Consider the following 25,648-nt stretch of genomic DNA (forward strand, 5'->3'; position numbering starts at 1 on the left):
AGTCCGAGATACACAAGCTGCTGCGCAAACTTGCAGCACAAGGTTATGCGGTCATGGTCATCAGCTCAGAGATGCCCGAAGTGATGCACGTCTCTGATCGGATCGTCGCGATGTATTCGGGCCGGGTGATGCGCACCTTCACGTCCGAGGAAGTGACGGAAGACAACCTGATACAGGCCATCTCAGGGATCAGTTCCGGACAGGCTGCCTGATGCTGGCCGATGATGCCAGCTCCGAATGATATCGAACACATCTAATCAATCGAAGGAAACCCCATGAAACTTCTCCGTTACGGTGCCCCCGGATCCGAAAAACCTGGCCTGCTCGACACATCCGGCCGCGTGCGGGATCTGTCACAAGTGGTCCCTGACATCGCTGGTGAAACGCTGCGGCCCGCGGGCCTGAAGGCGCTGCGCGAGATCGACGTTGAAACGCTTCCACTCGTCGACGGCACCCCGCAGGAGAGTTTGCGGCTTGGTGCCTGCGTCGGGGGCATCGGGAAATTCATCTGTATTGGCCTGAATTACGCCGACCACGCCGAGGAAGCGGGTATGGCGATCCCGCCGGAGCCGGTGATTTTCAACAAGTGGACATCGGCTGTCGTCGGCCCGAACGATGCCATTCAGATCCCGCGGGATTCCGTCAAGACTGATTGGGAAGTCGAACTTGGCGTGGTGATCGGAGAACCGGGCACCTACATCGACGAGGCGGATGCCATGAACCACGTCGCAGGCTTTTGTATAATCAACGACGTGTCAGAGCGCGAATTCCAGTTGGAGCGCGCTGGGACATGGGACAAGGGTAAAGGCTGCGACACCTTCGGGCCCACTGGACCATGGCTTGTTACGCCGGACGAAGTGGCCGACCTTAATGATCTGGACATGTGGCTTGATGTTGACGGTAAACGCCAGCAGTCCGGTTCCACTGCGACATTGATCTACAAGGTGCCTCACCTTGTGTCTTATTGCAGCCGCTTCATGAGCCTCCAGCCCGGCGATGTGATCTCGACCGGTACGCCTCCAGGCGTGGGCATGGGCCAGAAGCCGCCCCGATACCTGAAAGGTGGCGAGGTGGTTACACTGGGGATCGCGGGTCTGGGGGAACAACGGTCATCGGTATTGCCCGCCCTTCGCGCGTAAGCGTAATCAGAGGCGCTGTCAGAGCAGAATTGGTTGAGGCGGGGAGAGCTTTGCATTGGCTTCGTGGAACCACAAAAGACACGCCCTTTTTATACGTCGGGAAGAGCCCCAGACATCATCCGCTTGGCTCATTTGATAGGCTTTCCGGCTTTGTTCCGTAATTCTGGGGTTCATTTGTAAGACCGCGGCATGGACCCCAGCCATAAGGCTGTTCAATCTTTGTGGTAAAGACTTGGCCGATTGCTTGTTGCTGTGATCAGCCGCAGACGGATTAATCGAATACGCTCGAAATCAGAGACACGCGTTAAGTTAGCAAACACTTCCTTTAACAAACGCTGCAGGTCATTAAGTATGAAATCTGAAAACTGAAGGGGTTTTAAGTGATTGGTATTTGTTAATAACCCTATGGAAAAGAGTTAAGGCTAATTTTTTTACGGACTGTCTTCCGCCATTACCGGTCTTTGATCAGCGCTGCTCAGCAATGCGTCGGAAACTTGCGATGGACATGACGAACTTATTGACCCGCTTACGGTGCCCCACGGTGCGTTTAAGCGAACTCAACGATGCCTATTTTTTGCGATGGTGCTGGTCTTGCAGCAAGGTCCGTCGCAGATGATCCAGACGTTTTTCTGCGCATCTAGCTCGCCATGTGGTCTTCGCAGAATCTCTGAGCAGTCTCCGCGGCGTTGCGCACGCGATGGCTGCGCTGCCTGTAACGGCCAGCGCAGCGGCTATGCCCTCTAGATCGAAAGCCGTGCGGCGTGGGATCCGCGTTCGCGATAGGGGGTCGTGTCATAATGCGCGCGGTAGCATTTCGAGAAATGCGACGGAGAGGCAAAGCCGCAGGCGAGGGCCACGTTGATCACGCTCATGTCTGTCTGCATCAGCAGGTTGCGGGCTTTTTGCAGCCGCAGTTCCATGTAGTACCGCTTGGGGCTGCGATTCAGATAGCGGCGGAACAGGCGCTCCAACTGGCGGGTCGACATGCCGACAACGCGGGCCAGGGATGACGGGCTGATAGGTTCTTCGATGTTGGCTTCCATCATCTGGATGACCTGGCTCAGCTTGGGGTGCCGCACGCCGATCCGGGTGGGCACGGACAGACGTTGTGTGTCCTGATCTGTCCGGATCGAGCTGTAGATCAGCTGATCTGCGACCGAATTGGCCAGTTCTTCGCCCAAATCGTCGGCAATCAGCTTGAGCATCAGATCAATTGACGATGTGCCGCCCGCCGTCGTCAGGCGGTTGCCATCAACCACAAAGACCGATTTGGTCAGATTCACCTCTTCGAATTCCTCGGAGAAACTATCCTGGTTTTCCCAATGGATCGTCGCTTTCTTGCCGTCCAGCAGACCCGCCTTGGCCAGCGTATAGGCGGCGGTACACAGGCCGCCGACCATGATACCCTTGCGAGCCTCGCGACGCAGCCAGCCCAACAGTTTCTTGGTAGTTGCCCCCTGAACGTCGATGCCGCTGCAGACGATCAGCGTGTCGTCGCGCCGCAAGTCGTCCAGATCGCCGTCCAGCGTGAACTCGGCACCGGCCGAACACCGCACCCGGTCGCCGCCTTCACCGATCAGACGCCAGGCATAGGCTTCGCGGCCCGTCATGCGGTTGGCGATGCGCAGGCATTCCACCGCCGAAGCAAAGCTGAGCATGGTGAAGTTCTCGAGCAAGACAAAGACGAACATGCGCGGCTTGTTGCCATCCATCGGAACGCGTGTGGCAGTACGGTGCTCTGACATCGCTTCACCTTTCGTTTGAACACTTATGCGATTGGCTTGGAACGAAAATATCAAAACCTGACAGAAACTTTGCTCACGGGGCAGGGGCAAGGTCAATAGGGTGAATTTCAGTTCTGGTCACCTGACGCAGGCTTTTGTATACCACAATCTCAAATCTTTGCGCCCTTGACGGGCGTGATGCGTACCTCGGAGGGACAAAATGACCGATTGGACCAAATCAAGCTGGCGCGACAAACCGCGGATCCAGATGCCCGACTATCCAGATCAGGACGCGCTGCACGCGGTCGAGGCCGAGTTGTCCCGCTATCCCCTGTTGGTCTTTGCCGGTGAGGCGCGGCGGCTGAAAAAGCATCTGGCGGCTGCGGGCCGGGGCGAAGCCTTCCTGCTTCAGGGGGGCGATTGCGCGGAAAGCTTTGAACAATTCAGCAGTGACATGATCCGGGATACGTTCAAGGTCATGCTGCAAATGGCGATCGTGCTGACACACGGGGCCAAGGTGCCGGTGATCAAGCTGGGGCGCATGGCGGGCCAGTTTGCCAAGCCGCGTTCAGCCCCGACGGAAATCATTGATGGCGTGGAATTGCCCAGCTACCGCGGCGATATCATCAACGAATTGGACTTTACCCCCGAAGCCCGGATTCCAGACCCGAAGAAAATGCTGCGCGCCTATACGCAAGCGGCTGCGACCCTGAACCTGATCCGCGCCTTTTCGACCGGCGGTTATGCTGACGTGCATCAGGTGCATGGATGGACGCTGGGCTTTACCGAAAGCGAAAAGGCCGAGAAATACCGCGAGATCGCGAACCGTATTTCCGACACGCTGGATTTCATGGCGGCGGCGGGTGTCACGTCTGAAACGGCACATACCCTGCAATCGGTTGAATATTATACAAGCCACGAATCGCTCTTGCTCGAGTATGAGGAAGCGCTTTGCCGTCAGGACAGCCAGACCGGCAAATGGTTGGCGGGTTCGGGTCACATGATCTGGATCGGCGACCGCACGCGGCAGCCCGATGGCGCGCACGTGGAATTCGCCCGCGGCGTGCAAAACCCCATCGGGTTGAAATGCGGCCCGACCATGACCAGCGACGACCTGAAACAGCTGATGAAAACGCTGAACCCGCAAAATGAAGAAGGCCGTCTGACCCTGATCGCGCGGTTCGGTGCTGGCAATGTGGGCGAACACCTGCCGCGCCTGATCAAGACCGTGCAGGAAGAAGGGGCCAACGTGGTTTGGACCTGTGACGCGATGCATGGCAACACGATCAAATCGTCCAGCGGCTACAAGACCCGGCCGTTCGATTCTGTCCTGCGCGAAGTGCGTGAATTCTTTGCTGTTCATGCAGCCGAAGGCACTGTGCCCGGCGGCGTGCATTTCGAGATGACCGGCCAGGATGTGACAGAATGCACTGGTGGCGTACGCGCGGTCCAGGACGAAGACCTGTCCGACCGTTATCACACCGCCTGCGATCCACGTTTGAACGCCAGCCAGTCGCTTGAACTGGCCTTCCTCGTCGCCGAGGAGCTTTCGGGACGTCGGACGGCACATCAGGCGAAGGCCGCCAGCTAAGACGCTGATAAAATTTGAAAAGCCGCGTAACCCACAAGGGCTGCGCGGCTTTTACGTTGGTGTGCTTCGTCCGGCTGGACAGGTTGGTAGGGCGCGTTAGTCTTCTGATTTCACCAGACGCAGATAATGCGGGCGGCGCTTTTTTGCTGCGGCTTCGAAATTCTTTGTCGGTTCGGCAAAGCCCTTTTGCGGGACCGGTTCGGTCGGCACCTCGATGGTCTTGTTCATTTTATCTGCAACAGACGTGATCTGCATCCGCTGGATATCAAAGCGGCATGGCGTGTCGGTCATGTCGCCTTGGGTCATCAGGCAGCCCAACATCCGGCTGGTGTCGCCCATATCGCTTTTCAGCGGCAACAGGATCATCCGCGCGGTCAAATCCCCGACATCGCTTTTCAGGGTCAGCATGGCGGTGGCGGGCAATTCAAAGACTTCTTCCATCATGTCGCTGAACTGGCGGCGCGATGTCGGGGTCAGAAACGCCGTGATCGGCATGCCGCGCACTTCCATGCCCATCAGATCGCTCAGGTGGCTGCCTGCGATGCGCAGACGGGCCACACCCGGGGCGACACGTTCAAGGATAAAGGCGAATTCCAGTGCATTTTCGATGCCACGCGGATCAATATCCGACCGCTTCGGCAGCAATTGATCGCCGCGCAGCGCGTCCCAATAGGCCTCGACCTGCGAAAGTATGGCAAAACTTTGGTCTGGGTTGTAATCTGTCATGCTTACAACATTCTGTGCATTTTTGGTAAAGTTGTCCATCAAACTGCGGTGCCTCTTGTCAATAATCCGTCTGTATCAGACGCAAGCTTAAATCAGTGTCGTGGATTCGCCCACTTGGCGGCACATTCTTGCCTTATTTGTTCTAGTCGACTTCATATATAGTTCTTTTCAAATTTGCAGACAAAATGAATCATCTGGTTAATCTCTTGGCAAGGGCCGGGCGGACGGGCCATCCGGCTTTCGACTTGCCCCAAAATGTGATTTAGCTTTAAAGCCTCGTTATTAGCACATCTGACAGGATAAATCCATGATACGTTCAATGACGGGTTTTGCTTCTGCCAGCGGCGCGCTGGCACCTCATTCGTGGGGATGGGAACTGCGGTCGGTCAATGGCAAGGGGCTGGATTTGCGCCTGCGGGTGCCCGATTGGGTGGACGGGCTCGAGGCCGGGCTGCGCAGCGCGCTTGGTGCGCAGATCGCGCGGGGCAACGTCACCTGCAACCTGCGCATCGCCCGCGACGAAACATCGGGCAGTCTTAGCGTGAACGCGGCGCAGCTGGAAACCGTGCTGGACGCACTGCACCAGATCGAAGCGCGCGCAATGGATGCGGGCGTGTCACTGGCCCCGTCCAAAGCCACCGACATTGTCACCATGCGCGGCGTGTTGGAGCAGGCGACGACCGTGGATAACGTAGAAGCGCTTTCCGCGGCGCTTCTGGCAGAGTTTCCAGCGGTCCTTGCGGACTTCAATGCCATGCGCAGCCGCGAGGGTGCCGCCTTGATGCAGGTGATGATGACGCAGCTGGCCGAGGTCGAAAGCCTGACGGCCCAGGCCGCTGAACTGGCCGAAGCACGCAAGGCCGAGATGGCGACGACCCTTCAGCGCAATCTGGCGCGGGTGCTGGACAACAGCGAAGGCGTAGACGCCGACCGCCTGGCGCAGGAACTTGCCCTGATTGCGGTCAAATCGGACATCACCGAAGAAATCGACCGGCTGATCGCGCATGTCGCCGCGGCGCGCGACCTGTTAAGCCAAGGCGGTGCCGTCGGGCGCAAGCTGGATTTCCTGATGCAGGAATTCAACCGCGAGGCCAATACACTGTGTTCCAAGGCGCAAAACACCGACCTCACACGTGTCGGATTGGCCTTGAAAGCCGTGATCGACCAGATGCGTGAACAAGTACAGAATGTGGAGTAACCCATGAGCGACCGCCGCGGCCTATTGATCATCCTCAGCTCTCCTTCGGGGGCGGGCAAATCGACCCTTGCGCGGAAATTGCGCGACTGGGATGCATCGCTGCAATTTTCCGTATCGGCGACCACCCGCGCGCCCCGTGTGGGCGAAGTCGATGGCAAGGATTACTTTTTCACCGATGAAGAAAAGTTCCGCAACATGGTCAATGACGGCGAGATGCTGGAACATGCGCGGGTCTTTGGGAATTACTACGGCTCACCCAAAGGGCCGGTGCAGAAATCCATCGACAACGGACGCGACGTGCTGTTCGACGTTGATTGGCAAGGCGCACAGCAGATCAGCAACTCGGCCTTGAAACAGCATGTGCTGTCCATCTTTATTCTGCCCCCGTCGATCAGGGAACTGCGCCGCAGGCTCGAGACGCGCGGGCAGGACGACCCCGAAACCATCGCCCTGCGGATGGAGAAAAGCTGGGATGAGATCAGCCATTGGGATGGCTACCATTATGTTCTGATCAACGATGATCTGGTCGATACCGAAGCGCGGCTGAAATCCATTATCACCGCCGAACGCCTGCGCCTGTCCCAACAACCTAAACTGGTGGACCATGTCCGCGCCCTGCAAGCCGAATTCGAGGAGACAAAATGACCCTGTACGCCCTGGCCGATATCGCCCCGACCGTAGACCCTGATGCCTGGGTTGCCCCCGATGCAAATGTGATCGGTAATGTCGTCCTTGAAGCCGACACATCTGTCTGGTTCGGCTGCACCCTGCGCGGCGACAACGAGCCGATCAAGGTTGGCAAGGGCAGCAACGTGCAGGAAAATTCGGTCTTTCACACGGACCCCGGGTGCCCGCTGACGATCGGTAAAAATTGCACCATCGGTCACAAGGTCATGCTGCATGGCTGTACCATCGGGGATAATTCGCTGGTGGGCATGGGCGCTACAATCCTGAACGGGGCCAAGATCGGCAAGAATTGCCTGATCGGGGCCGGGGCGCTGATTACTGAAAACAAGGTGATCCCAGATGGGTCGCTGGTCATGGGCGCGCCGGGCAAGGTCGTGCGTGATCTGGATGCGGCGGCGATTGCCAGTTTGACCGCCAGCGCCAAGCATTACCAGGAAAACGCGCGCCGGTTCCGCAACGATCTGAAACCCGTCTGACCCATGGTGCTTAGGCCGCATTTGCCCGATTTGCTGGCGGCCTTGCCCTTGCCCACGCTGGCGGTAGACCGGGCCGAACGGATCGTGGCGATGAACCCGGCCGCCGAAGCCCTTGTCGGGAAAGGCGCGATCGAGCGTCATTATATCAACGTGCTGCGTCAGCCCACCTTGGTCGATGCCGTGGAGCTGTGCCAGAAGGATGCCACCCCCCGCGAGGCGGATTACCTTGCCAATGACGGCACCAATGACATCACTTACAGGGTGCATGTGCGCAAGGTCGTGGGCATGGATTACGTCCTGCTCAGCTTTATGGATATCACGCAGGTTACCAAGGCAAGCCAGATGCGGCGCGATTTCGTCGCCAACGTCAGCCATGAACTGCGCACGCCTTTGACGGCGTTGATGGGGTTTATCGAAACCCTGCGCGGACCTGCACGCGATGACGCCGCCGCGCGAGACCGTTTTCTGGGCATCATGACGGGCGAGGCCGAGCGGATGAACCGGCTGGTTGGCGATCTGTTGTCGCTGTCGCGCGTGGAATCCGATGAACGGGTCCGGCCCACCGACAAGGTCGATCTGCGATATGTGCTGCAATCTACGCTGCGCAACCTGAACCCTTTGGCGGTCGAGGCGGATGTGACACTGGTGCCGCGCATCGGAGAGGAGCCCTTGCCGTTGATCGGGGATACCGACCAGCTGATGCAGGTGTTCACCAATTTGATCGAAAACGCGATCAAATACGGCGGTTCTGGCAAACCGGTCGACCTTGACGTTGAAACCACCCTGCGCGATCCGTCCCTGCGCGGCCCCGCGGTGCGGATCACGGTAACAGACCACGGCCCCGGCATTGATCCACTGCATCTGCCGCGCCTGACCGAGCGATTCTACCGCGCCGATGACCACCGCAGCCGTGCCTTGGGGGGGACGGGGTTGGGTTTGGCGATCGTGAAACATATCCTGAACAGACACCGCGGTCGGTTGAAAATCACCAGCACCTTGGGGCAGGGCGCGCAATTCACCGTTATTCTGCCCTTTGATACGGCTGAAAACCGCTAGGATCCGATCGTTTTTCGGACGTTGTCATAAAACTGTAATACAACTGTCACAAAAGACCAACGAAGCAGGCCTAGTGCTTGCCCCAAGATCACCATGGGGGTGATCAGAAATTCCAAGCTGACAGGAGACATCATGTCGCTCGTTAAACTCACCACATCCGCCCTGGCCATTTCCGCCGTTTGCGCAACAGCTGCCGTTGCCCGCGATCAGGTTCAGGTTGCCGGTTCCTCTACCGTTCTTCCCTATGCTTCCATCGTTGCCGAAGCGTTTGGCGAAAACTTTGACTTCCCGACGCCTGTCGTTGAATCCGGCGGCTCTTCGGCCGGGCTCAAGCGGTTCTGCGAAGGTGTGGGCGAAAACACCATCGACATCGCGAACGCCTCGCGCAAGATCAAGTCTTCTGAGCAGGAAGTCTGCGCCTCGAACGGCGTGACCGACATCATCGAAGTGCAGATCGGCTATGACGGCATCGTTTTTGCGTCCGACATCGACGGCAACACCTTCGAATTCACCCCCGAAGACTGGTACAAGGCGCTGAGCGCTGAGGTCGTCGTAGACGGTGCCATCGTCGCGAACCCCTACAAGAACTGGTCCGAAGTGAACGCCAGCTTCCCCGACCAGCCGATCCAGGCCTATATCCCCGGCACCAAGCACGGCACCCGTGAAGTGTTCGAAGAAAAGGTGATCCTGGCAGGCTGCGAAGCCACCGGCGATTTCGAAGCCTTCAAAGCCGCCAACGGCGACGACAAGAAAGCCGCTGAAAAAGCCTGCATCGCGCTGCGCACAGATGGCGCGTCGGTCGACATCGACGGTGATTACACCGAAACGCTGGCCCGCATCGAAAGCAACAAGGACGGCATCGGCGTGTTCGGTCTGGCCTTCTACGAAAACAACACCGACAAGCTGTCCGTTGCCACCATGTCCGGTGTGGAACCCACGGTCGAGACAATCTCGACCGGTGATTACCCTGTGTCCCGCCCGTTGTTCTTCTACGTCAAGAAAGCCCACATCGGCGTGATCCCAGGCCTGAAGGAATTCGCAGAATTCTTCGTCGCCGATGAAATCGCAGGTCCGGATGGTCCTTTGGCCGAATACGGTCTGGTGTCCGACCCGGAACTGGCAACGGTTCAGGATACTGTCGCGAACGAAACTGTTCTGGGCAACGGTTCCTAAGCCCTTTAATTTGTCCCGGAGGAGCGTTATGCCTTCTCCGGGGCGTCTGCTGCTGACTGCCACACAGCAAAAGACCGTATTCTGAAAGACGACAAGCCTCTTTTGCAGGGGCACGACTGGGGGCCGCTTGTGGGTAATTTTCTGAATGTGGCACCGACCACGCTGCTGGTGATCGGGGTCCTGATGTTGACCGCACTGGCCTATGTGACGGCGCGCCGCCGGGCCATGACCGCTGCTGGTGGCGATGCGCGTAAACTGCACTCCCTGCCGGGCTACTATGGTTACAATGCCGCGATGCTGACCGCGATCCCGGCCTTTTTCGTACTGGTGATCTGGCTGCTGGTCCAGCCGATGCTGATCCAGAACGCGGTTATTGAAATGATCCCCCAGGACGCGATCAGCGATGGGTCATCGGTAAATCTGGTGATGAGCGATGTGCGCCGTGTCGCCAATGGCCTGACCACCGCCGTTGACGCAGGCGCGCTAAGCGCCGATGCCGCGCGCGATATTTCGGTCACCGATACCGATGTGCGCGGGCTTTTGGCCGATAACGGCGTGGCGCTTGGGTCCGACGTCAATGCCGATGTGCTGGCCGCGGCACAGCGCTACCGCAGCATGCAAACGACGGGGCAATGGCTGATGATCGCGGTGATCGCCGCAGTCGCCCTGGGTGGCGCATTCGTCGCATTGCGCGCCACCACGGTAGATTTCCGCGCCCGCAACATGGTCGAACGCTTTGTGTTGGGGTTGCTGATGATCGCGGCATCGCTGGCCATCCTGACGACCGTTGGCATCGTCTTCTCGATGCTGTTTGAATCGATCAACTTTTTCAAATTGCACCCGTGGCAGGATTTTTTCCTGGGCGACACATGGGCCCCCAATTTCCGTGGTGACAGTGACCTGTCGATCCTGCCGCTGCTGTGGGGAACGCTTTATATCTCGATCATCGCGCTTTTCGTGGCGGTACCCATCGGCCTGTTCGCCGCGATCTACCTGTCGGAATATGCCAACAACAAGGTTCGCGCGCTTGCCAAACCGCTGCTTGAGATCCTTGCCGGTATTCCCACCATCGTCTACGGCCTGTTCGCCTTGCTGACCGTGGGGCCGTTTCTGGTCGATCTGTTCGGACGCGGCGAAGACGGCATTCTGGGCGTGGACTGGATGAGCGGGGCAACTTCGGTTCTGACGGCCGGGTTGGTCATGGGTATCATGCTGATCCCCTTCGTATCCTCGCTTAGTGACGACATCATCAACGCCGTACCGCAGTCAATGCGCGACGGGTCATTCGGCCTTGGGGCGACCCACTCCGAAACCATCCGCCAGGTCGTGCTGCCCGCAGCGCTGCCCGGCATCGTGGGGGCCATCCTGCTGGCGGCCAGCCGTGCGATCGGCGAAACCATGATCGTGGTGTTGGGGGCAGGGGCCATTGCCCGAATATCGCCAAACCCGCTAGAGGCGATGACCACCATCACCACCCGCATCGTCAGCCAGCTGACCGGTGACACAGACTTTGCCAGCCCCGAAACGCTTGTGGCCTTCGCCCTTGGCTTGACGCTGTTCGTGCTGACGCTGGGGCTGAATGTGCTGGCGCTTTATATCGTGCGCAAATACCGGGAGCAGTACGAATGACCGATCACACGACGCCAAAGAATTCCCTGCTGCGTCAAGACGCGCGTACGGTGAAACGCAACCGGGCCGAAACGCGGTTCAAGGCCTACGGGATTGCTGCGATTGCCGTTGGCCTGCTGATGCTTTTGATCTTGCTGACGACCATCATCGGGCGCGGAACCGGCGCGTTTCAGCAGACATTCCTGACGCTGGATGTGCAACTTCTCGAGGCGAAGCTGGACAAGAAAGGCAATCGCGATCTTGAGGATATCAAGAAAGTATCGACCTTCGGCTATGCGCCGCTGATGGCCGCTGCGCTTGAAAAAAAGGTCGCCGACACCGGGATCGAAACCGGGCTGAAGCCCAAGGACATGGCCGCGATCCTGTCGAAAGACGCTGCGGCGCAACTGCGTGACTTCGTGCTGGAGAATACCGATCTGATCGGATCTTCGGTCGAATTCCGCTTTCTGACGAACAGCCGTGTCGACGGGTACCTGAAAGGGCGGGTGACCCGGGAAAGCATTGCTAACGACAAGAACATCAGCACCGCGCAGCTAGATCTGGTCGATGCGCTGATCGCCGATGGCGCGCTGGAAAAGCGCTTTAACCTTGCGTTTATCACCGGTGCCGACGCATCCGACGCCCGCCCCGAAGCCGCCGGCATGGGCGTGTCGATGTTGGGGTCGCTGTTCATGATGCTGGTCGTGTTGGCGCTGGCGCTGCCGATCGGGGTGGCCGCATCGATCTATCTCGAAGAATTCGCGCCGAAAAACTGGATCACCGACATCATCGAGGTGAACATCTCGAACCTTGCTGCGGTACCATCGATCGTGTTCGGTATTCTGGGCCTCGCCGTGTTCATCAACTACATGCATCTGCCCAACTCTGCACCATTGGTTGGCGGGCTGGTGCTGACGTTGATGACGCTGCCCACCATCATCATCTCGACCCGCGCATCCCTGAAATCAGTGCCGCCCAGCATCCGCGACGCGGCTTTGGGGGTCGGGGCGTCAAAGATGCAGTCGGTGTTCCACCATGTGCTGCCCTTGGCTGCGCCCGGCATCCTGACCGGCACCATCATCGGTCTTGCCCAAGCCTTGGGTGAAACTGCGCCGCTCTTGTTGATCGGTATGGTGGGGTTCATCGCGTCAAACCCGCCCGACGGGATCGCGTCCGGCCTGCTGGACCCCAATTCGGCGATGCCGGCACAAATCTACGAATGGGCAAAACGCGCAGACCCCGCCTTTTATGAACGGGCCTGGGGCGGTATCATCATCTTGCTGGTCTTCCTCGTGACCATGAACGCCATCGCCGTCATGCTCCGCCGCCGGTTCGAGAGACGCTGGTAGGAATGGAGACCAAGGCAATGAAAGACAACGTAATATCGGAGACCGACGTGACCACAGACAAGATCAAAATCGCGGCCCGTGACGTACAGGTCTATTATGGCGACAACCACGCCATCAAGGATGTGTCGGTTGATATCCAGGACAAGACCGTCACCGCCTTTATCGGGCCATCCGGCTGCGGCAAGTCCACTTTTCTGCGTTGTATCAACAGGATGAACGACACGATTGATATCTGCCGCGTGCAGGGCGACATCCTGATCGACGGCGAAGACATCTATGACAGCAAGGTCGATCCGGTACAGCTGCGCGCCAAGGTGGGGATGGTTTTCCAAAAGCCCAACCCGTTCCCCAAGTCGATTTATGATAACGTCGCTTACGGCCCGCGCATCCACGGCCTGGCCCGCAACAAGGCCGAGCTGGACGATATCGTGGAACGTGCACTGAAACGCGGTGCGATCTGGAACGAGGTCAAGGACCGCCTGCATGCCCCCGGCACCGGCCTGTCGGGTGGCCAACAGCAGCGTTTGTGCATTGCCCGCGCCGTGGCCACGGAACCCGAAGTGTTGCTGATGGATGAACCCTGTTCGGCGCTTGACCCCATTGCCACGGCCCAGGTCGAGGAATTGATCGACGAACTGCGTCAAAGCTATGCCGTGGTGATCGTGACCCACTCGATGCAGCAGGCTGCGCGGGTCAGCCAGAAAACTGCGTTTTTCCATTTGGGCCATTTGGTCGAATACGGCGAGACGGACAAGATCTTCACCGCGCCCGAGGACCCTCGGACGGAAAGCTATATCACAGGCCGGATTGGATAATATCATGGCAGATCAACACATTGCCTCAGCTTTTGACCGCGATCTGGAAGCAGTTCAGGCGCAAATCATGAAAATGGGCGGGATGGTCGAAGACGCCATCCGGCTTGCCTCGCAATCGCTGGAAACCCGCGATGCGGAACTGGCCGTACAGGTGCGGGCAGGGGACAAGGCCATTGATGCCCTCGAAGAACTGATCAACGAACGCGCCGCCCGCATCATTGCCTTGCGCGCGCCGACCGCCATTGATTTGCGTCTGATCCTGAGTGTGATCAAGATCAGCGCCAGCCTGGAACGTATTGGCGATTATGCAAAAAACATGGCCAAGCGGAATACCGTGCTGGCCCAGCTTCCCGAGGTGAAGGACAGCACCGGGGCCATCCGGCGCATGTGCAAGACGGTCGAATCCATGCTGAAAGATGCACTGGATTGCTATGTTCAGCGCGACGTCGATCTGGCGATGGATGTGATCGCCCGCGATGAAGACGTGGACCAGATGTACAACGCGCTGTTCCGCGAATTCCTGACATTCATGATGGAAGACCCGCGCAACATTACCTCGTGTATGCACCTGCATTTCATTGCGAAAAACGTGGAACGCATGGGTGATCTGGTGACGTCGATCGCCGAACAGGTCGTCTATCTGGTGACTGGCACACAGCCAGACGAGGATCGTCCGAAAGCGGATGACACCTCGACCAAGCTTAAGGGCTAGACCATGTCTGCGGATCAGCCTCAAATCTTGCTGGTTGAAGACGAACCGGCACAACGCGAAGTTCTGGCATACAACCTTGAATCCGAAGGGTATGACGTACGCCGCGCCGAGAATGGCGAAGAAGCGATGCTGCTGGTCGCCGAGGCGCTGCCTGACCTCGTGATCCTGGACTGGATGATGCCGCTGCTTAGCGGGATCGAAGTGTGCCGACAGTTGAAGACCCGCGAAGACACGCGCAACATTCCGGTGATCATGCTTTCCGCCCGTTCCGAAGAGGTGGACGCCGTTCGCGGACTTGAGACGGGGGCCGACGACTATGTGGTCAAACCCTATTCCATGCGCGAGCTGATGGCGCGCGTGCGCACCCAGTTGCGCCGCATACGGCCCGCTGCGACCGGTGGCCAGCTTTGCTATCAGGACATCACGCTGGACCCAGAACGGCACCGCGTCAACCGCGCCACCCAAGAGCTGAAGTTGGGGCCAACCGAATATCGCCTGCTTGTGACCTTGCTAGAACGTCCCGGCCGCGTATTCAGCCGCGATCAGCTTCTGGATCATGTCTGGGGTCGCGATATCTTTGTCGATACGCGGACCGTCGATGTTCACATTGCCCGGCTGCGCAAGGCGCTGACACAGCATGGTGGCGATGATCCAATCCGGACGGTCCGCGGTGCAGGTTATGCATTAGGATAGGGTGCTTAGCCTTTGAAAGATATCACATTTTGCTTCTGATCGCCGATGCCTGAAATGCCCAGTTCCACGACATCTCCGGGCTGTAGATAGACCGGTGGCTTGAAACCCATGCCGACGCCGGGGGGCGTTCCGGTCGCGATCACATCACCGGGCAGCAGCGTCATGAAGCGGCTGAGAAACGAGATGATCTCGGCCACGGAAAACACCATCGTGCTGGTGTTGCCGGTCTGACGCCGGGTCCCGTTCACATCCAGCCACAGGTCCAGGTTCTGTGGATCGGGTACTTCGTCCTTGGTCACCAGCCAAGGGCCGATGGGCGCAAAGGTGTCACAGGACTTGCCCTTGACCCATTGCCCGCCAAATTCGATCTGAAAGGCGCGCTCGGACACGTCGTTAAAGGTGGCATAACCCGCCACATGGGACAGCGCGTCAGCCTCGGACACATGCTGGGCCTTGGTGCCGATGATCACGGCCAGCTCGACCTCCCAATCCGTTTTTTCCGAGTCTTTGGGGATGATGATCGGTTCGTTAGCACCCGTCGCTGCACAAAGCTTGGCGAACAGGATCGGGTGGTCCGGCACGGGCATCCCAGCCTCGGCGGCATGGTCTGAATAATTCAGTCCGATGCACAGGATCCGCCGGATGTCGTTCAGCACAGGGGCGTATTCACCCTCGATCTCGGGCAATGTCTTCGGGTCAATGCGGCGCAAGGCGTCAAGGGCATCCGGGGCCATGCTGGACAATTCAAGGTCAGAGACATGCTCGGACAGATCGCGGTGCTGGCCGTTAGCGTCAAGTATTGCGGGACGAATGCCGGAGGATGTCTTGATACGACAAAGTTTCATCGAAGGTCCTTTGATCAGATATTTTTATGCGCGCTGGTAAACTTTCCAGGTCGTCAGCATATCCCGATGCTGACCCGCATGCCATCAGTTTTCCCGCGCCGTTGACCTGGCAGAACTAGCTTTGCTAACCGATCGGGGCTTGCACATACGGCGCGTAAATATGTGAACTCATGGTGAAGTGCAGTTCTTGATATCTCGTTTTACTCCAACCGGTTCTGTATTTCCATCAGGTTGCTTTCAAAGACCTCAGCGGGCGTCCGGTAGCCAAGGCACTTGCGCGGCGTTGCGTTGAGGCGGTGGCAAATCGACCTCAAATATCGATTTGTCAGCGCCGTCGGTGCGGTTGATCTTGGCAGGTATCGGCGCAGCCTGTTGTTCGTATTCTCAACACTGCCTTTCTGATAGGGCGCTTGCGGGTCACAGAACCAGGCATCCGCACCGATCCCGGCCTTGAGATGCTTCCATGCCGAAAACTCGGTGCCGCGATCAAAGGTGATAGACTGGCGCGCGTCGGCGGGCAGGGGAGCCAACCCGTTGATCAGGGACTCCATGATCGGTTTGGATTGGCGATCTTCATTACGCATCACGACGGCATAGCGGCTGACGCGCTCGACCAATGACGTCACGTTTACCTTCCCATGCTCCTTGCGGAACATCATCAAGTCGCACTCCCAATGGCCGAATTCCAAGCGTTCTGAGACGCGCTCAGGCCTGTGTGACAGGCTTTGAACGTCGAATATGTGGGTTCTGTTGTGCCTGCGGTAACCACGCGGTCGGCGGCGACGGCGATGCTCAGGGAGATGGCGGTAGAACTGTTCCTCGCGACCGTCTTTGGAATAGGCAAAGCGATAGATCGTCTCGTGGCTCACGCGGATCGGGTGCCGTTCGAGCCGCATCCGGCCGGCGATCTGTTCGGGGGACCAGCCAGCCTTCAGGCGGTCTTCGATCGCGGCTTTCAAATCAGGGTGAATGATCATCTTGCGATGGATCGCGCGGCGCTGCTCATATTTGTCCTGAGCGACGAGCGCGTGATACCCATTTAGCTCAGGGAGTTCGTCGTCCGTGTACCGATTACGCTTAATGTCTCGGTAGATCGTGGACGGGTCGCGACCCAGTCGATCCGCGATCTCTGAAATCGGCATTTTGGCTTCAAGCCACTTTGCAAGCTTGCGACGTTCGTCCAGCTTCAGGTGACAGTAGTGGGTTCCCATTCTTCATCCTCCGTGCAACTCTCTGTTTTAGTAAAGAATTTGCACTTCGTTTGTGAATCCACCCATACAAAACCCGTTATTCTCATAATCAACATTATGTAATAAAACGCCCTAGCTAAGTTAGTGTGCTCATCAAGTAGTTTCTGGCTTGTAGTCCTTGATATTCTTAACGAACGTCTCTTTCACTGACTGTATCTTGTCCGGTGTGACAAGCGCACCATTAACAAAGATGACGTTATGCTGCGTGGGCATGTATTCGCTGTCGCGCAAGAACGGGAAGAAACCCAGATCGGCGAACTGGCGTGCCACGTGACTGACGGTCTTCTGACCTTCGAAACGCTCGACTCTTTCAACTTCGGCCATGGCGAAAAGGCATTTGGGTAATGCGGTGTGTGCGCCGGCCAAAAGCTGGCTCAGCGCGCCTTCGACGTCGATCCACAAGGCCGGACGCGCGTCGGCCAGCGATGGCAGGTAGTCTTTGAACGCCGGGTCATGCTCCAGATCGTCAAAGGTAATGCCGGGCACTTCAACGTTTTTCGTCCGGCCGAAATCAAGATTGCGCAGGATGGAATTGGACGTCTTCGTATGCCCGCGTTTGCGGTCCTGGTCTGAATCGCTCAGCACCAGGTCAAGCGGTCCGGTCCGGTCGTTCAGCGCGTAGTTCAGATACAAGACGCCGGCTTCTTCGGCCAAGGGACCGAATTTCGCGACATTGAAAGGGTTCGCCTCGATAGCGACGGCTTTGCGGCCTGCTTTGGCTTTGACGAAACGTTTCGAGGTCGCCGCACGGTGCGCGCCCAGTTCAAGGATGCATGACACATCTTCCAGCTCGAGCAATTCATGAAAGACGCGGACAAGTTCCTGGTTTGAAAATTGCTGGAATTCACGTCCGTAGTCATCGACCATCGGGCCTTGGAGCGCGGCTTGTTCTGCTTCAAATCCTTGGTAATCCATGCAATCGTCAATCCCTGTCTTTACGTTGCGTGCGGTCGTGGCATAGTCCACAGCAAATCTATGTCTGCAATCATGCCACCGCGTTGTAGGCATAATACCCCGCTGAAAGGAATTTACGATGGCCGCCTTGAAACTTTCTTCTGCCGATATGGTTCAAGCTGCACGCGCGCGGATCAAGGAAATCGAAACACCTGATCTGATCGCGATGCTTGATGATCCCGACGTCGTGATCGTTGACCTGCGCGATATTCGCGAGCGCCAGCGCAGCGGTTATATCCCCGGCAGTTTTCATGCGCCGCGCGGCATGATCGAATTCTGGGTCGACCCGGATAGCCCTTATTTCAAAGAGATTTTTGCCGAGGACAAGACATTCGTCTTCCATTGCGCTTCGGGCTGGCGATCAGCCATCACGACCGCAACCCTGCAAGATATGGGGTTCGAGGCAGCGCATCTGCGCGAAGGGTTTTCGACTTGGGAAAAACATGGTGGCCCCGTCGAATTCCCTGAAAAGAAAGACTAAAGAGTTTTAGGACCCTGTGTTCTGTCCAATGAATTAGAAAAGGCAAACTGCATGACTTCGATCCTGATCCTGAATGGTCCCAACCTCAACCTGCTCGGCACGCGCCAGCCCGAAGTCTACGGATCGACGACCTTGGCGGATGTCGAGGCAATGTGCCGCGCGCATGCGACCGCGTTCGATCTCAGCTTTGAGCAGTCCAACCATGAAGGCGTGTTGATCGATCATATCCACGCGGCCAAGGGCGTTCATGCGGGGATCATTCTGAATGCAGGTGCCTATACGCACACTTCTGTCGCATTGATGGATGCGATTGCGTCTGTCGAATTGCCCGTGATCGAGGTTCACCTGAGCAACATCCACGCACGCGAGGCGTTCCGGCATAAATCCTACATCGCCCCGGTCGCTGTTGGCCAGATCTGCGGCTTTGGCGCGCAGAGCTACCTTCTGGCGATTGATGCGATCAAGGGGCATTTAAAGATTTAAAATCATTGCTTTATGGTGCGACCTTAAGGCGCTGAACGAAAAAAGGGCGAGGATGCATCAGCACCCTCGCCCCGATTTTTTCTAGGTTAGCGTGGCTTAGCCTTGAGCAGCTTTTGCAACTTCGGCTGCGAAGTCTTCTTTGACGACTTCGATGCCTTCGCCAACTTCCAAACGCACGAAACCTGTGATCGTTGCGCCAGCTTCTTTTGCTGCGGCACCGACGGTCAGATCAGGGTTTACGACGAATGCCTGGTTCAGCAGTGTCACTTCGGACATGTACTTTTGCATACGGCCAACGATCATCTTTTCGATGACGGCGTCAGGCTTACCGGATTCGCGGGCGATATCCATCTGAACCTGCTTTTCCTTCTCGACCACAGCCGGGTCAAGATCGTCTTCGGACAGGGCAGCTGGGTTTACAGCGGCGATGTGCATCGCAATCTGCTTGCCAAGCGCTTCGTCGCCGCCGGTCATTGCGACCAGAACGCCGATTTTGCCCATGCCGGGTGCGGCTGCGTTGTGAACGTAGGACACAACCAGATCACCATCGATGGACTGCATGCGGCGTACGGACATGTTTTCGCCGATTGTCGCGATTGCGTCTGTGATGACGGTCGAAACAGGCTTGCCGCCCATGTCAGCCGAGTTCAGCGCATCGACATCGGATACAGTCACGGCCACATCGGCAATGCCGGAAACCATTTTCTGGAAGTCAGCGTTCTTGCCGACGAAATCGGTTTCAGAGTTGACTTCGACTGCCACACCGTGACCGCCTTCAACCTTGACCGCGACCAGACCTTCGGCAGCGGTACGACCGGATTTCTTGGCCGCCTTGGCCAGACCCTTGGTGCGCAGCCAGTCAACGGCGGCTTCCATGTCACCGTCTGTTTCAGTCAACGCCTTCTTGGCGTCCATCATGCCTGCGCCGGTGGAATCGCGCAGTTCTTTGACCATGGATGCTGTGATTGCCATCGCTTTGGTTCTCCTTGAATTGGGATGCACAAAGTGCAGGGGCTGCCTGACCTCATGCTTCTGAAATAATGGGGTTCTTTGGCAGGCTGGGGTCAACCCCCTGCCCGCCAACGGGCTTTGTCGCTTAGGACTTTGCCGCTTCGACAGTTTCCTGCTTGGATTCGAGATCCAGCGGGGCATCTGCGCTCATCGCGTCGTTGGAAACAGTCTCGGTCGAGGCTGCGCCGACTTCAACGCCACCGTCGATCAGGGCTTCTTCCTCGGGCGCTTCTTCCATCGCACCGATGTCAACACCGGCGGCACCAAGCTGAGCGGACATGCCGTCAAGTGCTGCGCGAGCGGCCAGATCGCAATACAGGCTGATTGCGCGTGCGGCGTCGTCGTTGCCTGGGATGATGTAGTCGATGCCATCGGGGGAGCAGTTGGTGTCAACCACGGCCACAACCGGGATACCCAGTTTGTTGGCTTCGGCGACGGCCAGTGCTTCTTTTTTCACGTCGATGACGAAGATCAGGTCAGGGCGACCGCCCATTTCACGGATACCGCCCAGCGATGCTTCCAGTTTGAACTGGTCACGTTCCATGCCAAGACGCTCTTTCTTGGTCAGGCCGGCAAAGCCGCGCTCGGATTGTTCGTCAATGGATTTCAGACGCTGGATCGACTTGGAAACAGTCTGCCAGTTGGTCAATGTGCCACCCAACCAGCGGTGGTTCATGTAATACTGTGCGCATTTTTCAGCGGCATCGGCGATTGGCTGTGCAGCCTGACGCTTGGTACCGACGAAAAGGATGCTGCCGCCCTTGGCGACGGTGTCACGGATGACCTGCAGGGCCTGGTCCAGCATTGGAACAGTCTGTGTCAGATCCATGATGTGGATGCCGTTGCGCGCGCCGTAGATGTACGGACCCATACGTGGGTTCCAACGCTGCGTCTGGTGGCCGAAGTGTACGCCTGCTTCAAGCAGTTGGCGCATGGAGAACTCTGGAAGAGCCATGTCTTTATACCTTTCCGGTTTTGCCTCGTCGGGGGTCTCGATTCCCTGATGGAACCAACCGGCGGACATTCAAGGATTTCTCCCTCAAAGGCCCAACCCCGACTGCGGGTTTAAGTGTCGCGCGTATAGAACAGGCACGCGTTGACCGCAAGTATCAACTGCATATCGGTCTGCGTTACTTGCGGAAACGGCGCAAATTCACCTCAGCGGCTAGTAATACACCCTTATAGAGCGAAGCGTGAGGGTTAATTTTCGGTCGTGTTCATAAACGTTAACGAATTCTTCACGAATAAAATGCGAAGGATATCTTCATGCAAAGCACCGTATTAATGAAATTCCCGCCAATGAAACATTCCTCTCCGGCCCAACAGGTCCCGCTTTTGGGGTGGGAGGACAATGCAATGCTGCAATTCTCGCAGGTGGTGCAGAAGCTCCTTGGGTTGCCGGGGGTGCGGATCGAAGACAGGCTGGCGGCCGTCACCGCCGCCGCCTGCAAATTGTTCGATATGGAATATGGTTTTATCACGCTTGTCCGAAAGGAGACCATCGACGTCATCGTTGCCACGCAACCGGACATGATGCGGGATCCGATACGGAAAGATGATCTTGAAACAGCGCTTAGCCAGAGCGTTATTTCCGAAAAGATTCCGCTGTTGCTGGCGGATACCAGACGGTCCGCGCAACGCGGCCTGACGGATTTGACCGGTCGTTGCCCCAGCCGTTTCCTTGGCGTGCCGCTTTTGTTCGATGGAACTGTCTACGGAACGATGGAGCTGTCCGGCGCTGCGCAGTCCCGGCCTTTTGAACCCATCGACCTTGCTGCCGCTTATTTCTTGTCTGCGATCATCGCGACACCGCTGGCGCTGTTGGGGAATTATTGACCGGCCAGATTGGTTTGATGCCCTTCCCTGATCCGGATTTCACAGGCCAGGGCCAGATCCTTGCGGTTGTGATAGTCGCTGACCTTGATGGGGGTGTGGTAGAAGGTGGTCACACTGCCCTGACGCCAGACTGACAGCGTTTCAACCAAATGCCCGCCAAAGGTCATGTCACCCCACCACCCGTAAAACCGCGTGTCGGCACCATGGGGGGCCTTGTAGCTGACACTTACCGGCTGAATCCAAATCGCGTCATGCAGTTCCGGTGTCAGGAAAGCCTGAAACAACGTCGTTTTGAAAGGCAACACCTGCAAGCCGTCGGTACTGGTGCCTTCGGGAAAAAACAGCAGCCGATGATTATGGAGCAGCCGCTGTTGAAATACCTGCGTCTGTTCGCGGGCCCGCTTCGGATTCCGTTCGATAAACACGGTGCCTGTGGCGCGTGCCAGCCACCCGATGCCGGGCCAGCCGGCAACTTCGGACTTTGAGACGAAATAGATCCGCTGCACGGCATTCAGCGTAAAGATATCCAGCCAGCTGGTATGGTTGGCCACCACGGCACCACGATGCTGCATCGGCTTTCCGACGGTCTTGCGGCGGATCCCCATGACAAGAAACGCGGTCCTGCAAACGAACTGCGTGATATGCGGGGTGACGGGCCTGCCTTGTCCGAACAAGGGGCGCTCGATCAGGCGCAACGAAAGAAGCACCGCCAATCCGCCAAACACCAGACCGACCAGCAACAGTGACCGCACCACAACCAGCCCCCACCCCAAAGGATGAATTGCCATCTGCCCGTGCGGCGCATCGCTTTCCCAGCGGCCGCTCACGGTTGGCCGCCGCCGTAAATCTTGGCCTGACGGTCGCTAAGCTGTGTCGTGTCCATCATCAGGCACACGTCGGTCGTGTTGAACGCATGATCGACAAAAGCGCCCTCTCCAACACAGCCACCAAGCCGCAGATAGGCTTTGATCAGGCTGGGCATCTGCACCATGGCCCGACGTCGGTCCAGATCACCCGAGGGGATCAGATCCATGTCCTGATACGCCCCCTGGACGGCACGGACGCGCAGGTCGGCAGGCGCGAGGTAGGCGTGGTGCAGCAAGGACAAGGGCTGCGCCAACGCGGCAACATCCGTCCCGTGAAAACTCGCGACGCCAAACAGGATTTCGATCCGGTGCGTGGCGACATAGCTGGCAAGCCCTGTCCAAAGGTGATGCATGGCCATGCCACCGCGATAATCCCGGTGCAGACAGGACCGCCCAAGTTCAAGAACCTCGCGACCGGACTGTTTCAGCGGGGCAAGATCGTATTCGTTTTCTGAATAAAAGCCACCTGCCCTGTCTGCCATCTCGCGGCGCAAAAGCCGATAGACACCAACGATTTGGGCCGTTTTCCTGTCGATCAGGATCAGGTGGTCGACGAAGGCGTCATATTGATCGACTTCCAGCCGCTGTTCGTGGTCCACCAGCGCCCCGCCGCCGCCTAATTCCGAGACGAATACATCGTACCGGAGGCGCTGCACTGCGCGCAGCTCGTCTTGGGTGCGCGCCAGACGGACCTCAAAATCTGCCGATTTTCCGATGGTCATTGGCGGTCTTGATCCTTGGTCGTGGTGTGAAATGAAATAGGGCCTTGCCGCCCCAAGCGCAATACTTGGGCAAAATGCAGGGCATCAGGGCCAGGATAAACTGTTGGTTTAACCTTTTGCTAAGGAAGAACCTTCATCAAAAACAGGCGTTAATCCGACCCGAAAGCTGTCTATGACCATTTTGCCTTCACTGCGAAAGTTCACGGTGACCTTGCCCGCAATGTTGCTTTGGACCTGCCCCACACCCCAGTCGGGAAAATCAGGGTGGCGCACAAGCATGCCGGGTGTCAGTATGGCGTTGAGATCATCCATTTTCGATCCTTTTCAAGAGAGGCACACCTATGTCCAGGTCAGATCTAGAATTTGCGACCCTGATTGGCAGCCGCATTTGCCATGACCTGATATCGCCCATCGGTGCCATCAACAATGGGCTTGAACTGGTTTCGATGTCGGGCGGCGGTTCAGGTCCCGAGATGGAACTGATCGGCGACAGCGTCGGCAGCGCCAGCGCGCGCATCCGGTTTTTCCGGATCGCTTTCGGTGCGGCAGGTGACCAAAGCCTCGGCAGTGCCGAGGTAACCTCGATCTTGCGGGATCTTTACCGTGAATCGCGGTCGTCGGTGGCTTGGAACATCCCGGATGCACAACCGCGCAGCGATGTGCGCTTGGCCTTTCTTGCGCTGTTATGTCTGGAAACCGGGATGCCCTATGGCGGCGCTGTCGTGGTCGAACGCGATGGCGCAAAATGGGTCATTCGCGGCACTGCCCACAAGCTGATCATCGACCCGGATCTTTGGGCACTGCTTGCGACACAGGACCAAAAGCTGAAACTGAAGCCCGCCCATGTCCAGTTCGGTCTGCTGCCCGCCAGCGCAAGCGATGACGGGCGTCAGATCACGTCGAAGGCGACGGAGACCGAAATCATGATTTCGTTCTGACGCGCTTAGCTGCGCACTGCGCCATTTCCACGCACCAGATATTTGAAGCTGGTCAACTGTTCGGCCCCGACCGGGCCACGGGCATGCATCTTGCCGGTGGCAATGCCGATTTCCGCGCCCATGCCAAATTCACCGCCATCGGCAAACTGGGTGGATGCGTTGTGCATCAGGATCGCTGAATCAAGCCGCGTCATGAACTTGGTCGCGGCGGCGTCGTCTTCTGTGATGATGCAATCGGTGTGGTTGGAACCGTATTCGCGGATATGCGCGATCGCCCCGTCAATGTCAGTAACGGTTTTCGCCGCGATGATCATATCCAGAAATTCATGCCCCCAATCATCCTGCGTGGCAGGCACCGTTCCTTCGATCGCGGCCAGCGTCTCATCCGCGCGCACTTCTACTCCGGCGTCGATCAAGGCTTTGATCACGCCGGTGCCGATGGTGCGGGCGACGTCCTGATGGATCAACAGACATTCCGCCGACCCGCAAATGCCGGTGCGCCGGGTTTTCGCATTCAGCACGACCTTGAGCACTTTTTCAGGGTCCGCATCGGCGTCGATATAGATGTGCACGATGCCTTCGAGGTGGGCAAACACCGGCACGCGCGCCTCGCGTTGCACAAGCCCGACCAGCCCCTTGCCGCCGCGCGGCACGATCACGTCAATCGTGTCGGTCATGGTCAACATCTCGCTGACCGCTGCGCGATCGCGTGTCGGCACCAGTTGGATCGCGTCCATCGGCAGGCCTGCAGCATCAAGCCCCTTCTGCAAGGCCGCGTGGATCGCACGCGAGGAATGAAAGCTTTCGGACCCGCCGCGCAGGATCACCGCGTTGCCCGCCTTGAGGCAGAGCGCCCCCGCATCGGCGGTCACATTGGGCCGGGATTCGTAGATTACGCCGATAACGCCAAGGGGCGTGCGGACACGTTGGATATGGATGCCGCTGGGCTGGTCCCATTCGGTCATTACTTGACCTACGGGATCAGGCTGCGCTGCGATGCTGCACAGACCGTCCATCATGGCGCGAATACGGTCTTCATCCAGCATCAAACGGTCCATCATCGCGTCAGACAGCCCCTTGTCGCGGCCAAACGCCAGATCTTTTGCGTTGGCGTCAAGAATGTCCTGGCGCGTGGCCCAAAGCGCGTCCGCGGCTTTCTCCAGCGCGGTTTGTTTCTGGTCGCGGCTGGCAAAACCCAAGGTCGCCGCCGCGGTTTTCGCGCGGGTGCCGATCTCTGCCATCAAGGCGGGAATGTCGTCGGTCTGTGTGTTGTCCAAGGTCATACCTAAACTCTTCCTGTATTTTTCTGCTAACT

27 protein-coding genes and 1 pseudogene are annotated in these 25,648 nt (G+C 57.8%); 17 read left to right on the forward strand and 11 right to left on the reverse strand.

What is annotated here, in order from left to right:
* Positions 1 to 212, forward strand: a pseudogene (locus tag RGAI101_RS22330) (sugar ABC transporter ATP-binding protein); the annotation flags it as partial.
* Between the two features lie 63 nt (positions 213 to 275).
* Positions 276 to 1,139, forward strand: coding sequence for a fumarylacetoacetate hydrolase family protein (locus RGAI101_RS02835; protein ID WP_008229411.1), 864 nt, complete (start codon positions 276 to 278; stop codon positions 1,137 to 1,139).
* A 740-nt stretch (positions 1,140 to 1,879) separates the two neighbouring features.
* Here RGAI101_RS02835 and RGAI101_RS02840 read toward each other — a convergent pair.
* On the reverse strand, positions 1,880 to 2,884 hold the full coding sequence (locus tag RGAI101_RS02840; RefSeq protein WP_037227203.1) for a GlxA family transcriptional regulator: 1,005 nt from the start codon (positions 2,882 to 2,884) through the stop codon (positions 1,880 to 1,882).
* Between the two features lie 199 nt (positions 2,885 to 3,083).
* On the opposite strand from RGAI101_RS02840, the gene RGAI101_RS02845 reads away from it, so the two are divergent.
* Positions 3,084 to 4,454, forward strand: coding sequence for a class II 3-deoxy-7-phosphoheptulonate synthase (locus tag RGAI101_RS02845; RefSeq protein ID WP_008225251.1), 1,371 nt, complete (start codon positions 3,084 to 3,086; stop codon positions 4,452 to 4,454).
* A gap of 96 nt (positions 4,455 to 4,550) precedes the next feature.
* Here RGAI101_RS02845 and RGAI101_RS02850 read toward each other — a convergent pair whose 3' ends face one another.
* On the reverse strand, positions 4,551 to 5,180 hold the full coding sequence (locus tag RGAI101_RS02850; RefSeq protein WP_254655235.1) for a PAS domain-containing protein: 630 nt from the start codon (positions 5,178 to 5,180) through the stop codon (positions 4,551 to 4,553).
* Positions 5,181 to 5,487: 307 nt separating this feature from the next.
* Here RGAI101_RS02850 and RGAI101_RS02855 point away from each other — a divergent pair, with 307 nt between their 5' ends.
* The 10 genes from RGAI101_RS02855 to phoB all read left to right on the forward strand — a co-directional run bounded on the left by RGAI101_RS02855 (position 5,488) and on the right by phoB (position 14,947).
* Positions 5,488 to 6,378 carry a YicC/YloC family endoribonuclease gene (locus RGAI101_RS02855; protein ID WP_037227206.1) on the forward strand — a complete coding sequence of 297 codons (891 nt, stop codon included), beginning with the start codon at positions 5,488 to 5,490 and terminating at the stop codon, positions 6,376 to 6,378.
* 3 nt (positions 6,379 to 6,381) lie between these two features.
* Positions 6,382 to 7,023 (forward strand): guanylate kinase, encoded by a 642-nt coding sequence (gene gmk / locus RGAI101_RS02860; protein WP_008226535.1) that lies wholly within the window; start codon positions 6,382 to 6,384, stop codon positions 7,021 to 7,023.
* A complete protein-coding gene (locus RGAI101_RS02865) occupies positions 7,020 to 7,541 on the forward strand; it encodes a gamma carbonic anhydrase family protein (RefSeq protein WP_008228718.1) in 522 nt (173 codons plus the stop codon). Before gmk ends, RGAI101_RS02865 begins: the two co-directional genes overlap by 4 nt.
* Positions 7,542 to 7,544: 3 nt before the next feature.
* Positions 7,545 to 8,597, forward strand: coding sequence for a sensor histidine kinase (locus RGAI101_RS02870; protein WP_008226594.1), 1,053 nt, complete (start codon positions 7,545 to 7,547; stop codon positions 8,595 to 8,597).
* Positions 8,598 to 8,729: 132 nt separating this feature from the next.
* Complete coding sequence (locus tag RGAI101_RS02875) at positions 8,730 to 9,770, forward strand: substrate-binding domain-containing protein (protein WP_037227215.1); 1,041 nt, start codon at positions 8,730 to 8,732, stop codon at positions 9,768 to 9,770.
* A 129-nt stretch (positions 9,771 to 9,899) separates the two neighbouring features.
* Complete coding sequence (gene pstC / locus RGAI101_RS02880; RefSeq protein WP_302621177.1) at positions 9,900 to 11,399, forward strand: phosphate ABC transporter permease subunit PstC; 1,500 nt, start codon at positions 9,900 to 9,902, stop codon at positions 11,397 to 11,399.
* The gene (gene pstA, locus RGAI101_RS02885) at positions 11,396 to 12,727 is read left to right on the forward strand and encodes a phosphate ABC transporter permease PstA (RefSeq protein ID WP_008226181.1); all 1,332 of its coding nucleotides are present in this window, start codon (positions 11,396 to 11,398) and stop codon (positions 12,725 to 12,727) included. The genes pstC and pstA overlap by 4 nt, the downstream gene beginning before the upstream one ends.
* 17 nt (positions 12,728 to 12,744) lie before the next feature.
* Positions 12,745 to 13,542 (forward strand): phosphate ABC transporter ATP-binding protein PstB, encoded by a 798-nt coding sequence (pstB, locus tag RGAI101_RS02890; RefSeq protein ID WP_037228934.1) that lies wholly within the window; start codon positions 12,745 to 12,747, stop codon positions 13,540 to 13,542.
* 4 nt (positions 13,543 to 13,546) lie between these two features.
* Positions 13,547 to 14,254 carry a phosphate signaling complex protein PhoU gene (phoU, locus tag RGAI101_RS02895; protein ID WP_008225632.1) on the forward strand — a complete coding sequence of 236 codons (708 nt, stop codon included), beginning with the start codon at positions 13,547 to 13,549 and terminating at the stop codon, positions 14,252 to 14,254.
* 3 nt (positions 14,255 to 14,257) lie between these two features.
* Positions 14,258 to 14,947 carry a phosphate regulon transcriptional regulator PhoB gene (gene phoB / locus RGAI101_RS02900; RefSeq protein ID WP_008228918.1) on the forward strand — a complete coding sequence of 230 codons (690 nt, stop codon included), beginning with the start codon at positions 14,258 to 14,260 and terminating at the stop codon, positions 14,945 to 14,947.
* A 5-nt stretch (positions 14,948 to 14,952) separates the two neighbouring features.
* On the opposite strand, the gene RGAI101_RS02905 is transcribed toward phoB, so the two are convergent.
* From RGAI101_RS02905 to RGAI101_RS02915, 3 genes are all read right to left on the reverse strand, one after another.
* Positions 14,953 to 15,792 carry a fumarylacetoacetate hydrolase family protein gene (locus RGAI101_RS02905; RefSeq protein WP_008228741.1) on the reverse strand — a complete coding sequence of 280 codons (840 nt, stop codon included), beginning with the start codon at positions 15,790 to 15,792 and terminating at the stop codon, positions 14,953 to 14,955.
* A gap of 200 nt (positions 15,793 to 15,992) precedes the next feature.
* Positions 15,993 to 17,003, reverse strand: coding sequence for an IS30 family transposase (locus RGAI101_RS02910; protein WP_008228879.1), 1,011 nt, complete (start codon positions 17,001 to 17,003; stop codon positions 15,993 to 15,995).
* A gap of 132 nt (positions 17,004 to 17,135) precedes the next feature.
* Positions 17,136 to 17,957 carry an FkbM family methyltransferase gene (locus RGAI101_RS02915; RefSeq protein WP_198133670.1) on the reverse strand — a complete coding sequence of 274 codons (822 nt, stop codon included), beginning with the start codon at positions 17,955 to 17,957 and terminating at the stop codon, positions 17,136 to 17,138.
* Between the two features lie 118 nt (positions 17,958 to 18,075).
* Between RGAI101_RS02915 and RGAI101_RS02920 the strand changes: the two genes are divergently transcribed.
* Complete coding sequence (locus RGAI101_RS02920) at positions 18,076 to 18,477, forward strand: rhodanese-like domain-containing protein (protein WP_008225209.1); 402 nt, start codon at positions 18,076 to 18,078, stop codon at positions 18,475 to 18,477.
* Between the two features lie 51 nt (positions 18,478 to 18,528).
* Positions 18,529 to 18,960, forward strand: a complete 432-nt coding sequence (gene aroQ, locus RGAI101_RS02925) for a type II 3-dehydroquinate dehydratase (protein WP_008227672.1) — start codon at positions 18,529 to 18,531, stop codon at positions 18,958 to 18,960.
* Between the two features lie 96 nt (positions 18,961 to 19,056).
* Here aroQ and tsf read toward each other — a convergent pair whose 3' ends face one another.
* On the reverse strand, positions 19,057 to 19,932 hold the full coding sequence (gene tsf, locus RGAI101_RS02930) for a translation elongation factor Ts (protein ID WP_008228596.1): 876 nt from the start codon (positions 19,930 to 19,932) through the stop codon (positions 19,057 to 19,059).
* Positions 19,933 to 20,056: 124 nt separating this feature from the next.
* Entirely contained in the window at positions 20,057 to 20,926 is an 870-nt protein-coding gene (gene rpsB / locus RGAI101_RS02935) for a 30S ribosomal protein S2 (RefSeq protein ID WP_037227219.1), read from the reverse strand.
* 311 nt (positions 20,927 to 21,237) lie between these two features.
* Between rpsB and RGAI101_RS02940 the strand changes: the two genes are divergently transcribed.
* Complete coding sequence (locus RGAI101_RS02940) at positions 21,238 to 21,807, forward strand: GAF domain-containing protein (protein ID WP_008227059.1); 570 nt, start codon at positions 21,238 to 21,240, stop codon at positions 21,805 to 21,807.
* On the opposite strand, the gene RGAI101_RS02945 is transcribed toward RGAI101_RS02940, so the two are convergent.
* The 3 genes from RGAI101_RS02945 to RGAI101_RS02955 form a co-directional block, all read right to left on the reverse strand.
* Entirely contained in the window at positions 21,801 to 22,634 is an 834-nt protein-coding gene (locus tag RGAI101_RS02945; protein ID WP_008225220.1) for a lysophospholipid acyltransferase family protein, read from the reverse strand. The genes RGAI101_RS02940 and RGAI101_RS02945 overlap by 7 nt on opposite strands.
* Positions 22,631 to 23,395: a GNAT family N-acetyltransferase gene (locus tag RGAI101_RS02950; RefSeq protein WP_008228260.1), complete on the reverse strand. Its 765-nt coding sequence runs from the start codon at positions 23,393 to 23,395 to the stop codon at positions 22,631 to 22,633. Before RGAI101_RS02950 ends, RGAI101_RS02945 begins: the two co-directional genes overlap by 4 nt.
* Before the next feature lie 108 nt (positions 23,396 to 23,503).
* Positions 23,504 to 23,707 carry a DUF3553 domain-containing protein gene (locus tag RGAI101_RS02955; protein WP_008225895.1) on the reverse strand — a complete coding sequence of 68 codons (204 nt, stop codon included), beginning with the start codon at positions 23,705 to 23,707 and terminating at the stop codon, positions 23,504 to 23,506.
* A 29-nt stretch (positions 23,708 to 23,736) separates the two neighbouring features.
* Here RGAI101_RS02955 and RGAI101_RS02960 point away from each other — a divergent pair, with 29 nt between their 5' ends.
* A complete protein-coding gene (locus RGAI101_RS02960; protein ID WP_008229292.1) occupies positions 23,737 to 24,333 on the forward strand; it encodes a histidine phosphotransferase family protein in 597 nt (198 codons plus the stop codon).
* Between the two features lie 5 nt (positions 24,334 to 24,338).
* On the opposite strand, the gene RGAI101_RS02965 is transcribed toward RGAI101_RS02960, so the two are convergent.
* On the reverse strand, positions 24,339 to 25,616 hold the full coding sequence (locus RGAI101_RS02965; protein WP_008228555.1) for a glutamate-5-semialdehyde dehydrogenase: 1,278 nt from the start codon (positions 25,614 to 25,616) through the stop codon (positions 24,339 to 24,341).
* Positions 25,617 to 25,648: the final 32 nt, after the last annotated feature.

Origin of the sequence: Roseobacter sp. GAI101 (assembly GCF_000156335.1) — a bacterium.
GTDB lineage: Bacteria > Pseudomonadota > Alphaproteobacteria > Rhodobacterales > Rhodobacteraceae > Sulfitobacter.